A 17,647-nucleotide genomic window follows, 5' to 3' on the forward strand; every position below is an offset into this window, starting at 1 on the left:
AGCTTATGCGCAAACCCGGTTTATATATACCAATAATCATTATTTACCTGAGTGCAGCTCTGGTTTTAATCGATTTTTTCACCAGTAATGTAGTAGAGGGCTTTGCCTCACTGTTGGGGCTTTGGGCTTCTATTATTATGGCGTTTGCTGTGCTGGTTGGACTGGGTAACGTAGTACGAGTCCATTTTGGGCGAGTACTAAAGCGCGAATCGGGCTATGTTTACAGCCTAATCTTGCTTTTGAGCGCCGGGGGCGTGCTTATTGCCGGTATAATCGGACGAGTCACAAATCTGCAAGATGATGTTACAAACTGGATATACCAGTATATTTATCAACCGCTTTCGACCACTTTGTTTTCTCTTTTGGCGTTCCTAATGGTTTCAGCAGCGGTAAAAGCTTTAAGAATAGGAACAGTAGAGTCTACTTTGATGATGGTGGGCGCTTTGATTGTATTGTTAGGGCAAGTTGCGTTACAACCATTCGGCGGTTTAAGTGACCTTGCGCACTGGTTCCAGAATTACCCGGTTATGGGAGTGTTGCGCGGCGTGCTAATCGGGGCGGCTTTAGGAGCAATTGCAACTAGTTTACGTTATATTCTGGGCGTGGATAATCGCTATCTGGGCTGAAAATTTGCCCAAAGGCGTTTTATGAAGTAGCAAACGGGATTCGGGTAACTTTATGTCTGACCGGGCTGAACAGGTTAATAAATGCCAGGCGTGTGGGCAAATAAATTTGCCTACTGCTACCCTATGCCAGAATTGTGGCACGCCACTTCCGCGTATAAAAGCGAAGAAAGATGAAAGCCAGTTAGGAAATCAAGAAACACCTACTCTTGGAGGGCGGGTGAACTTGCAGCAGTTCGGACAAGAGACTCCTACTGCTAACCGTAGGCTCTCGCGTTTTGCCGAAGCGGCTGCTAAAAAACGTCAGGAAAAAGGTAACGAATCCTCACATACCGAGTCCTTTGATTCTTTCAGCGCCCTAAGGAGTGATTTACCCAAACCCACCGATTTTTCACCAGTGGAGGAAGAATCTGTTGCGCTGGAAGAACTAAATTTGGATTTGCCCGCTTTTGCACCGGAAGATTTTGGGCTACTTGCCGAGGAATTACGCTTGCCAGTTGAGGAAATTCCACCGGAAGAGCGTCCGGTTGCAGCCCCACCACTTCGTCGCTCGAACCTGCCACAGACCGGTGAATTGCCAGATTGGTTATCTATGGCACAGCCTTCCGGTGAATCAGTTTTTCACAGTTCAAATATAGAGCAAAACTCTACACTTGAAGCCTTCTCGCCGGAAGAAACGGGAACTTTCAATTCTGCTGAAGTATTACCCTTTGAATTATCCCCGTCTGAAAGAGGGTTTGCTACCGGTAGCAGTAGAGTATCCGATACCGAAGATTTGGATAGTGGCGTACCTGAATGGTTGCGCGACCTTACTGCACCTTCCTCGGAAAAGCAAGAAAATCGCACCTCCAGCCGTTTGCGCGATCAGCCGGTTTTCGTTCCTTTCCCACACCAAACCGACGAACTGGTAGAGCCTACGGAAGGTTTGTTCTCCCAGACCGAAAAACAGCCTCGCCCTTTAAGAGATGCGCCGGAATGGCTCAACCGTAACCAAACTGAACCAGATTCTGCAAGCGGAAAGTCGGGCATTTTTGGCGATGTTGAACTTGAAAAAGCTCTCGAAGAGGCATTTGAAGAAGGCGATCCCAAATCTCTCGCCCGAAAATTACTCGGTCTTGACACTTTTGAGCTTGAAGAACTCCCCGATTTGAGTCAGCCTAATGTGGCTGGAGTGGTTAGGAAGAATAGCACTTCAGAGTTGTTAGATTCAGAGTCGCTACCACCGTTGGAAGAACTGTTTATAGAAGAAGAAAATGTTGAAGAGAGTGCAACCACTCTATCAAAAGAAACTGCTTCGGGGCAGCCTGATGCTAATAATGTACCACCTTGGGGTGAAGGTGTTGCTCCATGGCTTAGAGGGCTGGTTCTTCCAAATTACACACCATCTGCTCCTACTAAAGCCGAAATAACGCTTGCGCCTTTCAACCCTGTTGCTGAACAGCAAATAGCGCGCCAAAAGTTTATTCATACTGATGAGTTTGATGCCGATAAGCCCCAATGGGTAGAGGAAGCCGCTGTTTCAGCAGAATCTACAGATGAAACAAGACCGCTTTCGATGCGTGAATTGTTGCGACAGACTAACGAACTTGCCGGTCCTGAGATGTTGTTACAAGAGGTAAAATCTTCGGAGGATATAACTACACCTCCGTTAATTGATATACATCAACGCCCCACCGAAGAATTCAGCCTTGCCGATTTGGATATACAACAAATATCGGATAGTCCTGTAAATTTGCCGGAAGCTGCCTCGTCTGAGGAAAACCTGATTGAGCAAGTAGCCTCTCTTGATATGCCGGAATGGCTGAGTAGTGAGATAAAAGCAACCGGAAGTCAAGAAACCCTTGATGAACTGCCAGCATGGTTGAAAGCCGAAATTGGCGATGAGCCAGTTACACCTCCACCCGGAGTAATGCCGGATTGGCTTACAACCGGAGTCCAAACTGAGAAGCAAGCACAGGAAGAAGAAGCTATACCCGATTGGCTAGGTGAAATCTCACCGTCTGAACCTACTTCTGTTGAAGAAGAGATACCGGATTGGCTAAAGGGTTTAAAAGAAGAGCTACCAGAAGAAAAAACCATTGCCCCTGTACCCACCGAAGAGTATCCGCAGTGGTTGGGCGATGTTGACGTGCAAGCCACCGCTAAACCGGCTGAGCAAATGCCGGAGTGGTTACAATCGCCTATTTCTGAAAGCGCTACTGCCGCCCCTGACACTCAGCCAGAGTCTGCTGAAGATAAATTAGAACCGTTTGACCTTGCTCATTTTGTGGAGACAGAACCAGAAGTTGACGAGTCATCTCATACAGTTGTGGATGCGTCAAGTACTTCTAGTTCTGAAATTCCGGAATGGCTAGGTGAATTTGAACATCCGCAAGGTCAGGCAGGTGAGGAAGAACCACCTGAGTGGCTCAAATCTATGATGCAAGGTACTGCTCCATCTCGTAAAGCGGAAGAAGCGCCTAAAACCTATTCGCAGGTAGGCTCTTACGCTTTGGATGAGCAGCTTGAAAATATACCGGAATGGCTCAAGGATAAAACTGAAGCTCCTGTTGCAAATACCGCTGCGGCGACTCCGGTTGCGCAAGAGTCCCAGATAGGCGCATTATTGCGTGAAATCGCGCTGCTGGGCGATGATGAACAATTGCCCGTGACAACTCCGGAATGGCTCAATACCGAAAAGAAACCTGAGCCTGAACCTGAGCCTGAAATACCCATGCCGCTCTCTGAAATACCGGATTGGTTAAAAGATGATACGGCAAATCTTAAGGGTATCGCTCAAGTGGCGGACGTTGGTACTCTCCAGCCAAATTTGCAAATGCCACAGGTGGAGGTTGCTACTCCTTTTGAAATAGAAGGTCAGAACTTCCTCGGTGACCTAGATGTACCATCATGGTTGGTACAACAATCCCAACCTGCTGTTGTTGCGCCTGCTCAACCCCTGACTCAGCCCACCCCGGCAGAATTTGTGCCTGGGCAATTACCCGCTTGGTTGCGCACTGTTGGTCCGACTGTAACTGAAGAACCAGATCAACTTACCGATTCGGTTAAACTTGTCGGTAGCCTTCCTTTAGTGACTATACCGATAACGTTGGCTGGTGCAGAGGTGCTTAATACTTTGCTATCCTCCCCACATAAAATAGCAGTTGAGGATAAAAAAGAGCAGAAAAAACCGCTCATCAGCCAAGCTATCTTGATAAGATACGCAGGTTTTATGGTGCTGTTACTGGCGGCGTTGCTTGGTATTCTGTTAACACCGCTAAAAGATGCCTCTATTAATATTCAGCCTTCTACCCTCAATTTCTTTACTGCGGTTGAAAGTCTGCAACCAAATCAGAAGGTGTTGCTGGCTTATGATTGGGATGCTGAAGTAAACGGCGAAATGCGAAGCCTATCTCAGAGTGTGACCCAGCATGTTATGGCGAAACGTTCGCGCATTGTGACGGTTAGTTTGAACCCACAAGGACCTGCCCTTGCCAGCCAAATTCTGAACGAACTTGCTACTCGCCCTGAATATGGTAATAGCGCCACTCGTCTTTACGAATATGGAATCGGCTATTTGAATCTAGGCTACCGTTCCGGCAATGAAGCCGCTTTGCGCAGCCTTTTCTCAAATATCGGCGCTTTGCCCGATTACAAGAAAGGCGCACAGGCATCCAGTTACCCGGTGATGCAAGGGATTAACGGTTTACAAGATTTTGACATGATAATTGTGCTGGCTGGGAATGACGGCAGTGTACGTTCATGGGTCGAGCAATTAAGTATTCAGCCAAATGCCCGACTGTTATTGGTAACTCCCTCGGCAGTCGAACCTTTCGCGCAGCCTTATGTGTTTGGTCCTCCTGCTGCGGACACGCAAACCATCGGCAAGTTTACCAGACCACAAGCTTTGCTAACGGGATTGAACGGTGCGGCGCAATATCAGCAGTTACTGCTTGACCGTAATATTTCTTCAGATCGGAATCTGAATTTGCTCCAACGCCTAAATGCGCAAACTTTTGCAGCGTTGGGGTTGGTCTTGATAATTATTGTAGTGAACGTGGTTTACTTATCGACTGAGTTAAGGAAACGACGGGGGTCTGCCTGATGGATTGGTCAAGCCTAGGAACAGGTATTGCGGTGGTACTGACACTGATGATATATAGCTATCTGGTAGGCGACAATGTGCTGTTCCGGATTGCCGAATATCTGCTGGTGGGGGTTAGTATCGGTTGGTCTACTTTACAAATAATATTTGGAATTATTATTCCGGCGTTTGATTCTGTACGACAGGAAACTGCCGGAGGTTCACCCACCTTAGCTACCGTTTTAACCTTTGCAATTCCGCTAGTTCTGGGCGCACTTTTGCTGGTTAGAGTAGGACGCGCCACTCGCTCTCTCCATAATCTCATAATGGCGTTGGTAATCGGTACGGTTTCTGCGCTGGCATTGGCAGGTGCAGTATTCGGCACTCTAGTTCCGCAGGTTGGGCAAACAATTGTTAATCTGCGTGGGGGCGCGGGGTCGAATAGCTGGGATATTCTCGGCAATATTGTGCTGGTAGCAGGTGTGTTGCTTTCGCTGGCTTATTTCCAGTTTACCATTCGTAAGAACCCTGAAGAAAGTGGTACTGCTCAAGCAGGGGTGATAGTGCGTTTGTTGGGGCGCTGGTCTTTAATGCTAGCCTTTGGCGCAATTTTTGGGTCAGTATTCCTGACTTATTTTGCGGCTTTGATAGATCGGCTGATGTTTCTTATCAAATTAGGAGGCTGATCCGGTGTTTTCCAGTCGTCAAATGCTGGCGGGGCAAATTGAGTCGGCGTTGGTAGCGGATTGCGGCAGCAATGTAACCCGCGTGGTTTTGATAGAAATCGTCGATACTGCCTATCGCTTTATAGCTCGCGGCGAAGCGCCTAGCACTGCCGAAGCCCCATTTATGGATGTAACTGTCGGAATCATGAACGCCATCGCTTCGATTGAAGCCAGCACCGGTCGAAAACTTATTTCTAACGGGCGTATTCTGATACCACAAGAAGATGACCGTACTGGCGTAGATGCTTTCTTGGCAAGTAGTAGCGCTGCCGAATCTTTGCGGTTAGTTGCCGCTGGTTTGGTAAAAAATGAATCGGCTGAGGCTGCGGCACGTGGTAGCCATTCCACTTATACCACCGTGTTGGATACTATCAGTCTTGATGATTACGGTGATGACTTTGACCCTGAAACCGATTTTACTACCGTCGAGATTGATTTTGATAATCCTGAAGCCGAATTTAATCCTTTTAAGGGTTCCACTGCCAGACCGCCTATTTTTGGTAGCGCGCAGGAAGATTTAGTCAGCAAACGTACAAAAAAGAAACAAAAAGGCATAAGCCTAGCCGGTGACCGCACGTTGCGACATTGGCGTGAGCGGCAAATCGCCAAATTGCGGAGATTAAGCCCCAACTTTATCGTAATGAGCGGTGGCGTGGATAGCGCTTCTTACCAACCTTTATTGGATTTGCTCGATGTGTTGCTTGAAGCTAATCGCCAAGAAGCAGTACTGGCAATGGCAACTGGCGTATCTCATAAAGCGCCTACCCTTATATTTGCTGGTAATTCAAAAGCGCATGATGCTCTGCTGGAGAAAATGGCAGGGCAGTTGGAGTGTTTCCTCGTAGATAATATCAGACCCGTCCATGAGCGGGAGAATCTTGAACCTCTTCAGAACCAACTTTCCTTACTATATCAGGAAAGGCTCTTGCCGGGCTTGCCGGGCTATCAGAAACTTGCCCAATTATCGAGTGGGCAGATAAATACAACCTGTCGTGCAGTTGGTTTGATGACTCGCTATTTGGCGCATCAGATTGAGGGAAATAAGGTTCTGACCGCCGATATTGGCGGGAACAACACTTCTCTGTTTTATGCCACCGCCGAAGAATTTAACTCGATGGTGCAGGGCGATTTTGGCTTAAGCTATGGGCTGAGTAATGTACTAGCCCAAACAGGGGTAGCAAGGATAATACGCTGGATTCCTTTTAAAATTACTGAAGATGAGGTAATCCATTACGCCTTGAACAAAACCCTGCGCCCAAAATCTATTCCCGCCGATGAACGTGAGCGTTATATCGAAGCCGCGTTTGCGCGTGAGGCTTTGCGCTGTAACTATATAATGCTATCCAAACAGAGTTCCAAAGGGCTGGATTATAACCGGGTTATCGGGGCGGGTGGTCCTTTGGTAAATGTTAACCCTTGGCATGCAGTATTGATGTTGTTGGATGCTTTTGAGCCTGCCGGAAGTGCAGGAACGGGCTTACTTGATATAGAGCTTGATACCACAATGCTCATGTCAACTGCCGGTACGCTGGCAACTTATAACGCCAATGCAGCGGCTTACCTATTCCAATATGATTGCCTTAACCGACTCGGTTCGGTAGTTGTACCGTTGGGGCATGCCTCACCGGGTAGCCTTGCCGTAACTATAAGTTTGCATACTCGTTCTGGGCGTACTCGCGAATTGAAAGTGAAATACGGCGATATAGAAATTATTCCTTTTTATTCCGATGAAGAAGCAACCCTTGAGATTGTACCTTCACCTGGTTTCAGAATCGGTAGCGCCGCTGCAGGCGTACCGGTACGTAGCCAAGAATTTATTAGTGGCGGTTCGGTGGGGTTGATTATTGATGCGCGTGGTCGCCCTTTACACTTTTCTTCTAACTCAGATGAGCGGCAAGAAGCAGTTGCACGCTGGTATAGCGCTTATCGCAATGCTCTCCAAAGAGCCGAGCAGGATACTCAGGGGGGTTATTCGTTGAAGGCTTTGACCACTCGCAAAGCTCAACCTTCTCAACCCGTGACTGAACCAAAAGCGCCGTCTGAAAAAGAGCCAGTGAAAGCCGCGCCTGCTCCAAAGCCGCTGGCGAAGACAAAACCGCAAAAAACTTTCACGCCAGCCAAGAAGAAAACTGAAGAACCGCCAGCCCTTTCAGAGCTAACTCCTGAAGAGCTATTGCGAAGAGAATTGACCGGAAAAGGCAAGAAGAAAAGATAGTGGGACTATGAGCGTTAATATGCGTTTCCAACAAGCAACCCCCGTTCCGGCGTTTCGCCCCTACCCAACGTTGGCGTGGAATATTCCTATAGTGGTGGAACGCTATCTGCCGCTTGTGGGTGAGGTAGTTGTTGCCGGGGGTCAGCGGGTGGATAATGACACGCCTGTAGCACGCACTCTTTTGCCCGGTCGTCCTAGCTTATTCAATCTTAGCGAGTATTTTGATATGCCTCCTAAGGAAGTAACTAAGCTGATGCTCAAAAAGGTGAGCGATCGCCTTTCTGATGGAGAGATTATTGCCCAGAAAAAAGGGTTTAGGGGCATGCAGTTTCGCGCACCTTTCGCCTCTACCTTGAGCGCGTATGATGAGGCAATCGGCTATTTAAGCCTGAATCCTTCGCCCACACCTTTAGTGTTGGAAGCCTTTGTACGAGGGGTAGTTTCCGAGACTGTGCCGGGTTACGGTGTAAAGATAGAAACTAGGGCAAATTACCTGCGAGGGGCGGTTGGTTTCGGTGGTGAGGTTCACGGTGTATTACGTAGCATGGTAGCCGACCCAATTCAATCGGTGAGTCCCGAAAGTATAGACGCACGTAGCACCTATTTTATTTTGTTGGCAGGGGCAGTGGTTACGGCTGAGGTTTTGCGTAAGGCGGTAGAATTTCGGGTAAAAGGTGTCATTGCCGGAAGCATGCGCGAAGAAGAAATGACCAAGTTTTTGGATTATCGTAAACGCGAATCTTTTTATCAAGTGGGACAAAATAACTGGCGGTTTCCCGCCGAAGTCAATCCCCTTGATTGCCCCTTTACGCTGATCTTGACCGAAGGATTTGGGCAACGCCCTATGGCGAATCGGGCATTTGATATGTTGACAGATCAAAACGGTTTGCAAATTTCGCTAAATGGCACAACACGCTTGCGGCGTGGGTGGCAACGCCCTGAAGTAATCGCCGTGGTTGGCTCAGAATATATGCATCCATCCACCGATATAAGCCTTGAAGCACAGTTGCCGCGCATTAATTCGCTGGTCAGGCTCACCAATCCGACTTATCTGGGCGTATTAGGGAGGGTTATAAACTTACCACAGCGTCGTTATGTGGGCGCTAATTCGCTCGACCGTTTGGTGGAAGTGGAAGTGGGTGGCGGTAGAAAGCTAATGATTCCAGCCGTTGATATGGAGGTGCTGGAGCAATATTAGGCGCATTGCCCCGCTACGGCACACGACAATTTAAGTTATAATCTTTCCACCTCAACGGCAGTAATATTTTTGGGTAAGCAGGTTCACGCGATAAAATGCAGTTATACCAGTTAACAAAACGAAAAGGCTTTGCCTTAGTTGCCACCTCGGTAATGGTGCTGGCTCTTGTTATTGCGTTTAGCGACATTTTCAACTGGCTTAACTTTCCTCGCAATCCCGCTTTCTTTCTATTCAGAACTTTTATTGCGGCGATTGTATTGCTGGTTTGGCTGGTTTTGAATCTGCCACCTCCTAAGTTGCCCACCGGAAAATTTATTATTGCGCTAGCGGAATTTAGCCAAGAAAGAGAACCGGATGGCGGCTATAATGGCGTATTACGACCTGAGCCAATCCGGCGTTTGCCACTTCGTCGCTTTTCCGAACCTGTTCAGTACGAGGATGAAACCTTACCTTTTGAAGAAAGCTTGCACGGAAGCCGCTTTCTCGATAACTTGCGACAGAAACGCCGGGCGCAGCCTGTAGCGGCGTTGCGTGGAGAAAAACGAGCCGCTGCTCTGCCTGAGAATTATGCCCGAAATGGCTTGAACTTAGCTACTTCCACCCCATTGGCAACTCGCCCGAATCGCAGTGCTACACAGTATGCTGCTGCCGATTCCACTGCCGTTTCTCGCCTTGTTACCGGGGTTAGCACCAATTCAAGGTTGGTTGCCACTAACGAAATAGGGGAGCCGCAACAGGAAGGCAAGACGCGCCACAAATTCACCCCCCCTGATTATTTAAACCGTTGGATGTATGTGAGCGGGGCGCGTCAAATATCAGCTTTTTTAGTGGAAGGAATCGGGCGGGCAATTAGTCAGGCAGGTGTGGACGATCTGGCGATTTTCAAAACCGATTACGCCGATGACTCCGTTACTGCCAAGCAACATGCCGAACTGAACCGGGCGCATGTGGTTATTTGGGGTTGGAACACTTATCATACTCGGCGCGAGTTTGTGCCAGTATTTGAAATACTGGCTTCGCTGGAAGATGCACCACCTCCCGCAGGTGATATGCAGATAATGTGTTTATCCAGCTTTGAACTGGGGCTACATTCGGTACATCATAGCACTTCTTCTTTCAATGCTTTCGTATCGGGGTTGGGCGCATACGGTTTGCGCAAATTCGAGCAGGCACGCAATGAATTCAGTTTGGCGCTCATCGCCAATATAATGAGCGAAGTTTATCCACGCTATGAAAATCCTGTGGCGCGCGCCATTATCTATTTTTTCCTAGGTAATGCTTATTACTATTGCAACCAACTTGAGAAAGCCTTGCGTTGTTATCAGGAAGCATGGGCGCTTGATAGCCAGTTATTTGAGGCTCGCGTAAATATGGGGGTTGTACTGGCGTTACAGGGCAAGCTCGATTTTGCGGTTAAAAGCTTTATTGGGGTGGTACGGGATAATCCTGAACTGGCGGTAGCTCGTTACAACTTGGGGATGGCTTATCTGGAAAAGGGTGATTTCGGTAAGTGCCGCCGCGAGTTGGGGAATGCCATCAAGATTAACCCACGCTATGCCGTAGCCTACCGCGGGTTGGGTATATCTTACCTGAAGGAATTGCAACTATCTGAGCAGAATCGTTCGGATAATAAGGCTTTGCCATCCCCCAAACAAGATAATTCTGATAATCATCTACTTTATGAGGAAGCCATTACTCGTATTGGCGAGGCGTTGCGGCTTAAGCCCGATTACGCTCGCGCCAGAGTAGATTTGGGGCGCATCCGGTTACATCAAGCGCAATCCGGTTTGTATGATTCTGAAAAATGCTATCATCAAGCTTCTGCAGAATTGCAGGAAGCAATCCGGATTGATCATACACTGGTAGAAGCCCATTACATGTTAGGCTTGTTACTGCGTGAACAACAAGACCTCGAAAGTGCGGTACTGTCGCTCAAAGAAGCGGTGCGCCAGAGTCGTACCGAGCGCGACCCATTCTATGCGTTGGCACACTACGCACAGGGTGAAATTTATCAGCAACGCGGTCAGGTTGAGTTAGCCAAGGAAGAGTTCAAGGAAGCCACTCGCGCCCGCGCCGCTTTATCTCCAGCTACCGCGCAGGACTATATTAATCAAGGTATCGGCTATCTGGGCAACCAGCAATTCGCGGAAGCCCGTGAAGCTTTCCAGAAAGCTTTGCAACTAGAGCCGGATAACGCTGAGGCGATGTTATATATGGGCGTGGTTTATCAGGAGACCAATCTGCTCAATCAAGCTTTTACCATTTATCAGAATGTCATGAAGTTGCCTAACGCGCCCGAAGAGGTTTATAACCGCTTGAGCCGCCTCTATTTGGAGTTGGGTGACGAAAAAAATGCTTTCGATCTCATCAAGAACGCCGCCACACGCAACCCGCGCAGCGCGCGCCTTCAATTCTGGCTTGGCAACGCTTACCGCCGTTCCAAAGACGAGACTCAGGCAATGTCCTGTTATATCAACGCTTTCCGAATTGATCCAGATTCGGCAGACGCTCGTTTTAATCTGGCGATGATTTACCTCGGTCGCAAGCAGATTCAGGATGCAGTTCTTCAATTTACTGAAGTGGTGCGGATTCGCCCGAACGATTACAGCACTTATATTTTTCTGGGCAGAGTGTATCTGCAAATGGGACAAACTCAGGAAGCAGTTAATGCGCTCAATGAAGCTATCCGTATCAAACCTGATGCGGTAGAAGCATTACTGGCACTTGGTCAGATTTACCAGCGACAGGCTGAAGCCGAATCGGCTATTGCTCAGTACGAAACCGCCCTTACCTACTCACCCAACGACTTGCGTATTCGCGAATTGCTGGCTTCCGCCTATGCGTTGGCGGGTAGGGTTGAGCTATCCATCGAGCAGTTTCAGGCTGTTCTATCATCAGAACCAAGCCTTGATCAGAAAGCCGATGCGCACTACAATTTGGGCGTAGCTTATACCTCTCGCGAGAAATACCATCTGGCTGCTCAGGAATTTGTCGAGTATGTTAAACTGAAGCCGACTGATGCCGATGGTTATTTTAATTTGGGTCTTGCCTACAAGAACCAAGGCATGATAATGGAATCGATAGACGCTCTCAGTAAGGCGATTGAGTTGCGTTCTACTTACGCCACCGCATACCAGTTGCGTGGACAACTTTTTATTGCTATAAATGATAATGAACATGGTATCGCCGATTTGCAAGCGTTCCAGAGTTTGAAAGCAAGACAATAGTTATATTTTAGGTGAATTATGAGCGACCAGCATATTGATATTGATGATGTAGATGCACCGAAAGCCTCTTCTAAAAAAGAGCAGGTTTTTGATGATTATGATAGTGGAGATACCGGCAGTGGTGATCCCTACCGCGTCTGGGGTTTTGAGCGCATGCCAGAAATGGTGCGCGACTTTTCTGATAAAATCGCTTTTCGCGTACGTGATGCCACTGATGATGCTATTCCCGAAGATGCCCGCCGTTTGTTCCGCAACGCCCAACGCGAATTTTTGCTAGGCTGGCGTAAGGTGATTGATTATCAGTTGGAACGTATCAGGACGCAGGAGGAACTCGAACGTTCACGCCGCGCTCGCACTCAGGAAAGTTCTGACACCTCTATCAAAATCGAAATTGAGGAAGATTAGAAAAAAATCCCCTTCCCGTACTGGAGAAGGGGATCATTTATTTTTGACTAATTCTCAAATTTGCTGAGAATCACTGAGACGTTGTGCCCGCCAAAGCCAAAGCTATTCGACATAGCATGGCGAACGGGCTTTTTCTTTGCCACGTTGGGAGTTATATCTAAGTCACAATTGGGGTCTGGGAACTCGTAGTTAATAGTTGGGGGTATAATCCCTTCGTTAATGGCTTTCAGGCAGACTATCGCTTCAAATGCACCTGCCGCACCTAACAAATGTCCGGTCATAGATTTGGTGCTACTGATAGAAACTTCGTAAGCTGTTTTACCCATCGCCCGTTTAATGGCAGCGGTTTCGGCTTTTTCATTTAGCTGGGTGCTAGTGCCATGCGCGTTGATGTAATCTATCTGTTCAGGGGTGATCTTGGCGCGTTCCATTGCCAGCGTCATTGCACGGGCAGCGCCATCACCTGTTTCTTCCGGCTGAACAATATCGCCGGCATCATCGGTGCTGCCGTATCCGGTCAATTCACCGTAGATAGTGGCGCCCCGCTGTAAAGCATGCTCCAATTCTTCTAGTATCAGCACTCCTGCTCCTTCAGCCATTACAAAACCGTCGCGTTTGGCATCGAAAGGGCGGCTGGCTTTCTGTGGTTCATCGTTGTTGCGGCTAAGCGCGGTCATAGAGTTGAAGCCTGCCACCGAGATAGGCACGATAGGCGCTTCGCTACCACCCGCTATCATTACATCTGCTTCGCCCCGCTTGATGATTTCGCCCGCCTCCCCGATAGCATGCGCTCCGGTTGAACAAGCCGAGACCACGCAGAAATTGGTGCCACGCGCTCCATAGTAAATTGCAACCATCCCGCTTGCCATGTTGGCAATCATCATGGGGATAAAGAAGGGGCTGACACGGGTTGGACCCTTTTCGTGTAGCACTTTGAATTGATCGCTCAGAATACCGATGCCGCCGATACCGCTGCCCACAATAACGCCTACCCGGTTGCGGTTGTTATCTTCAATTTTCAAGCCGGAATGTTCAAGGGCTTGTTTGGTGGCTGCCAGCGCGAACAGAGCGTAACGATCCATTCTGCGGGCATCTTTGCGGTCTATATTGTAGTTGTCGGGGTTAAAGTTTTTGACTTCCCCGGCGATTTTGGTTTTATGTTCGGAGGCATCGAATAGAGTGATAGCGCCAATACCGCTTTTGCCCTCCACCAACCCGTTCCAAGTGGTTTCGAGATCTAGCCCTAGCGGGGTGATTGCGCCCATACCTGTAACAACAACTCTTGTAGCCAAACTACATTTCCCCCAATCTATCGGTTTGCTTATCTCCTGCTTTTGGTTGCAAGGGGGAGTATAGCACAGCCATGAAACAGCCCGCAAATCATTTTTGCTGCCTGTTTTCTCTGCGAATTAGCTTCTATTTAGGCGTTATATGGTCTTGGCGGGTGGGTTTATACTCAAGTGGGCGGGCATGTTGGTAAAAACTCCACTTGACAGCAATTGTCCTGCTGGCTATACTTTTCTAATAATAAAATATCTAGAAACGTTGAGCAGGACAATTAACCAAAGTGCCGGTTTCAGAGAGAGGGAGTATTTAGCTGGAAACTGCCTTAACCGGAAATGTGGCGAAAACCACCTGCGAGTCGCTCCGCTAAGCAAATGCCAAAGAGCGCGGGTATGCCCGTTACCGCATAAAAGAGCGTCTTTGCTAGGGCAAAGGCGGAAGCAGGGTGGAACCACGGAAGTGTTTTGAACCTTTCGTCCCTCGTTCAGTTTTGATAAACAGGGCGAAGGGATTTTTGTTTTTATAGGCAAAATTACTCTGCCGCTCCATTACAGACGAGGTGTAATCAAAATGAGCCAAAAAAACGAAAAGCAACTTTCCGAGTCTGAATTGATGCAGATGCGCCACTCCGCCGCGCATTTGATGGCGGCTGCCGTGCAGCAACTCTGGCCCGATGCCCGTTTCGGAGTAGGTCCGGCGGTCAAGAACGGCTTTTACTATGATATGGATTTGCCGGTGCAACTTACGCCCGAAGATTTGGGCAAAATCGAGCAGAAAATGCGCGAGTTGAAAAATAAGAAACTACCATTTGAGCGCGTGGAATTGCCCGTTGATGATGCAATTGCCGAGATGGATAAGCGCGGGCAAGCCTATAAGGTAGAGCTATTGCAATTACTTAAGGAGAAGGGTAGCACCGCCGTTGCCAAAGAGACAGGCGATGCTGATGTAGTAGATACGGATTCGAGTGGGGGCGTTACCAGTGTTTCTTTCTACAAAACGGGCGATTTCGTAGATTTGTGTCGCGGTCCGCATGTGAATAGTACGGTACAAATCGGCGCGTTCAAGCTCATGAATATTGCGGGGGCTTACTGGCGCGGCAACGAGAAGAATAAGCAATTGCAACGCCTGTACGGGGCGGCTTTTGCCACCAAAGAAGAGCTTGATCAGTATTTGTGGCAACTGGAAGAAGCTAAAAAGCGCGACCATCGCAAACTGGGTCAAGAACTGGATATTTTCGTCATATCTGATGAGGTTGGACCGGGTTTGCCCCTGTGGATGCCTAATGGTACGGTGCTGCGAGATGAGTTGGAGAGATTGTCGAAAGAAGAAGAACGCCGGGACGGTTACTATCGCATCTCTACGCCCAATATTACCAAAGCTCAGCTTTATTACCGCTCAGGTCACTTGCCTTTTTACCGCGAAGATATGTACGCGCCTATGATTATCGACGACGAGGAGTATTTTCTCAAGCCGATGAACTGCCCTCATCATCACCAGATTTATCTGGCGCGTCCGCACAGTTACCGCGACTTGCCCTTGCGTTTGGCTGAGTATGGTCAGGTTTATCGCTACGAGCAGAGCGGCGCTCTCTCCGGTTTGATGCGTGTGCGCGGTATGGCACAGAACGATGCGCATATCTATTGCCGCTACGATCAAGCCAAAGAGGAATTTTTGCGGGTAATGAACCTGCATTCGCGTTATTACAAATTGCTCGGCATTGATGATTACTATATGCGCTTCTCTAAACCGGATTTGAACAAACTGGACAAGTATGTGAACGAGCCAGAAAAATGGATCGAAGCCATGAACGTGGTCAAAGAAGCGATGGACGAATCGGGCTTACCCTATATTGAGGCAGAGGGGGAAGCGGCTTTCTACGGACCGAAGATCGACTTCATGATTAAGAGTGTTATCGGTACGGAGTATGCTATTTCTACCAACCAGCTAGACTTCCTCGCAACAGAGCGATTCGGCTTGGTTTATACGGGCGAAGACGGCAAGGAACACCCTGTGTACGTGATTCACCGCGCACCGCTTGGTTCGCATGAACGCTTCGTTGCCTTCCTAATTGAGCATTTCGCAGGCGCATTCCCAACGTGGCTTGCTCCGGTGCAAGCGGTGGTCATTCCTATCGCCGACCGCCATAATGAGTATGCTCGCAAGGTTTACGAGACACTCTTTAACGCCGATATACCGAATGCTATTAACGGTATGCGCGTTGAACTAGACGATGCCCGCGAGTCAATGCAGAAGAAGATACGCAAGGCGCAACTCCAGAAAATTCCTTATATGCTGGTAGTGGGCGATAAGGAAGCCGAGCAGGGCGCAGTAGCAGTGCGTTTACGTAATAACCAAGATTTAGGCTCCATGCCGCTGGATGAGTTCGTGGCGCGTGTACACGAGCGAGTGGTAAAACGCTCTCCAGAGCTTTAAGATATCAGAAAAAGTAGAGCGGTAGGCAAAACCTACCGCTTTTTTCTATAAAAAGTTTGCTCAAGACCTTATTAGCGTGAAGGTTTTTCACCCTCATCGGTTTGCTTTGGAATAGAGACGGGACTTAAAAGTTGTTGATACAAGGCAGTAGTTGCCGGATCAGGCGTAATATCCAGTTCTTGTCTTAGCGTTTCAGCGCATAACCGATAATAATTGATTGCCTCTGCATGCTTGTTGCAAGCAACTTGCAAGCGCATAAGCATACGATAGGTTTCTTCATCCAAACGGTTTTGCTTGAGTAATAATTCGGCATACATGATAGCAGTGACGTGGTCTCTTATTTGTTCATAATATACCGCCAGCCTTCTGACTGTTCTGAAATAAATATCAGCGAGTCGTTCACGCTCAAGTATTATCCAGTCGTCATAAATGCCGGGTAGCAATTCACCACGATATAGTATTACTGCTCGTTCAAGGTGCTGAACGGCTTTAGCTTGCTTTCCGGTATGCTCTTCTTTATCGGCACATGCGACTGCTTGTTCAAAACTGGCTGTATCTAATTCCAGTGTGTAAGCACCATTCCACTTTATTTGAGCATACTCAATGCGGAGGAATTGTTCTGCTTCTGGGAAAACGGCACGTAACCGAAAGAGCAACCTTCGAAGATTGGCTAGTCCTTGTGCTTCGGAAGATTCAGGCCATAAAAGAGAGGCGAGTTGTAAGCGTGAATGCGTTGAATTGAAGTAAAAAATCAGGTATGCCAGCAACGACTTGAATCTTAAGGAAGTGGTAAGGGCTAGAGGCTGGTTATCCATCACAATTAGGAAATCTCCTAACATTCTGACTTTGCATACCACTGCCATTTATTAAACCTCAAGTTTACCAATAGTTTCCTTTGTAGCACTGCGCTAAAAAAGCAACATTAATTCCAGTATGTACCAATTTTAGCATAAATTCAATAGTTAAAAATGTAACAATTTGTTTTGTGTAACGCTTTTGTAACGCTTTAAACGTTAGGATAGAAATAGAAATCAAACAGATGTAGAAATATACTTCTCAAATTTTCGCGGCAAAAATGATTTAAGTCTTCCAACTGAGTTTACTTTTATTAAAAACCTTGAATTACCGCAGATATTGGAAAAATTCTTAGTAAGGAAGGTTTAAAATGGCAGGCTATGAATTGGAATTGGCGAAAATGAAGCAAGCTGAATACCGTTACCAGATGGATACTGATGCGCTGGCGGAGGAAGTACGCAAACTTGAAAGACCGGAAAGCTCGTTATGGTACAGGCTTAGGAAATTGTTCACTTCTAAAAATGATTACCGCTCACGTAAGCATACTCGCACCTCCACGTTAAGGCATGAGCATTAGTAGCAAGCACAGCTTATTCAGGAATCTAACAAATAACTCATCTGGTTAAAATTTGGGTGGTAGGCAAAGACCTACCGCTTTTTTAAAATTTTGAGGCTGGAA

The 17,647-nt window shown here is 47.8% G+C and carries 11 protein-coding genes; 9 read left to right on the forward strand and 2 right to left on the reverse strand.

The window, feature by feature from the left end; all coding sequences use genetic code 11:
• Positions 1 to 5: 5 nt before the first annotated feature.
• From OZ401_RS00280 to OZ401_RS00310, 7 genes are all read left to right on the forward strand, one after another.
• Positions 6 to 626, forward strand: a complete 621-nt coding sequence (locus OZ401_RS00280) for a hypothetical protein (RefSeq protein WP_341468704.1) — start codon at positions 6 to 8, stop codon at positions 624 to 626.
• 52 nt (positions 627 to 678) lie between these two features.
• Positions 679 to 4,707: a zinc ribbon domain-containing protein gene (locus tag OZ401_RS00285; protein WP_341468705.1), complete on the forward strand. Its 4,029-nt coding sequence runs from the start codon at positions 679 to 681 to the stop codon at positions 4,705 to 4,707.
• Positions 4,707 to 5,372, forward strand: a complete 666-nt coding sequence (locus tag OZ401_RS00290; protein WP_341468706.1) for a hypothetical protein — start codon at positions 4,707 to 4,709, stop codon at positions 5,370 to 5,372. Before OZ401_RS00285 ends, OZ401_RS00290 begins: the two co-directional genes overlap by 1 nt.
• Positions 5,373 to 5,376: 4 nt before the next feature.
• Positions 5,377 to 7,626 (forward strand): glutamate mutase L, encoded by a 2,250-nt coding sequence (locus tag OZ401_RS00295; protein WP_341468707.1) that lies wholly within the window; start codon positions 5,377 to 5,379, stop codon positions 7,624 to 7,626.
• Between the two features lie 7 nt (positions 7,627 to 7,633).
• Positions 7,634 to 8,824: a hypothetical protein gene (locus OZ401_RS00300; RefSeq protein WP_341468708.1), complete on the forward strand. Its 1,191-nt coding sequence runs from the start codon at positions 7,634 to 7,636 to the stop codon at positions 8,822 to 8,824.
• Between the two features lie 95 nt (positions 8,825 to 8,919).
• Positions 8,920 to 12,051, forward strand: a complete 3,132-nt coding sequence (locus OZ401_RS00305) for a tetratricopeptide repeat protein (RefSeq protein WP_341468709.1) — start codon at positions 8,920 to 8,922, stop codon at positions 12,049 to 12,051.
• 18 nt (positions 12,052 to 12,069) lie between these two features.
• Entirely contained in the window at positions 12,070 to 12,456 is a 387-nt protein-coding gene (locus OZ401_RS00310; protein ID WP_341468710.1) for a hypothetical protein, read from the forward strand.
• A 47-nt stretch (positions 12,457 to 12,503) separates the two neighbouring features.
• Here the strand turns inward: OZ401_RS00310 and fabF are convergent, their stop codons facing one another.
• Entirely contained in the window at positions 12,504 to 13,748 is a 1,245-nt protein-coding gene (gene fabF, locus OZ401_RS00315) for a beta-ketoacyl-ACP synthase II (RefSeq protein ID WP_341468711.1), read from the reverse strand.
• A gap of 562 nt (positions 13,749 to 14,310) precedes the next feature.
• Between fabF and thrS the strand changes: the two genes are divergently transcribed.
• The gene (thrS, locus tag OZ401_RS00320; RefSeq protein ID WP_341468712.1) at positions 14,311 to 16,173 is read left to right on the forward strand and encodes a threonine--tRNA ligase; all 1,863 of its coding nucleotides are present in this window, start codon (positions 14,311 to 14,313) and stop codon (positions 16,171 to 16,173) included.
• A gap of 71 nt (positions 16,174 to 16,244) precedes the next feature.
• Here thrS and OZ401_RS00325 read toward each other — a convergent pair whose 3' ends face one another.
• A complete protein-coding gene (locus OZ401_RS00325) occupies positions 16,245 to 17,036 on the reverse strand; it encodes an AfsR/SARP family transcriptional regulator (protein ID WP_341468713.1) in 792 nt (263 codons plus the stop codon).
• Positions 17,037 to 17,338: 302 nt separating this feature from the next.
• Between OZ401_RS00325 and OZ401_RS00330 the strand changes: the two genes are divergently transcribed.
• Positions 17,339 to 17,545, forward strand: a complete 207-nt coding sequence (locus OZ401_RS00330) for a hypothetical protein (RefSeq protein WP_341468714.1) — start codon at positions 17,339 to 17,341, stop codon at positions 17,543 to 17,545.
• Positions 17,546 to 17,647 lie beyond the last annotated feature (102 nt).

This window comes from Candidatus Chlorohelix allophototropha (assembly GCF_030389965.1).
GTDB lineage: Bacteria > Chloroflexota > Chloroflexia > Chloroheliales > Chloroheliaceae > Chlorohelix > Chlorohelix allophototropha.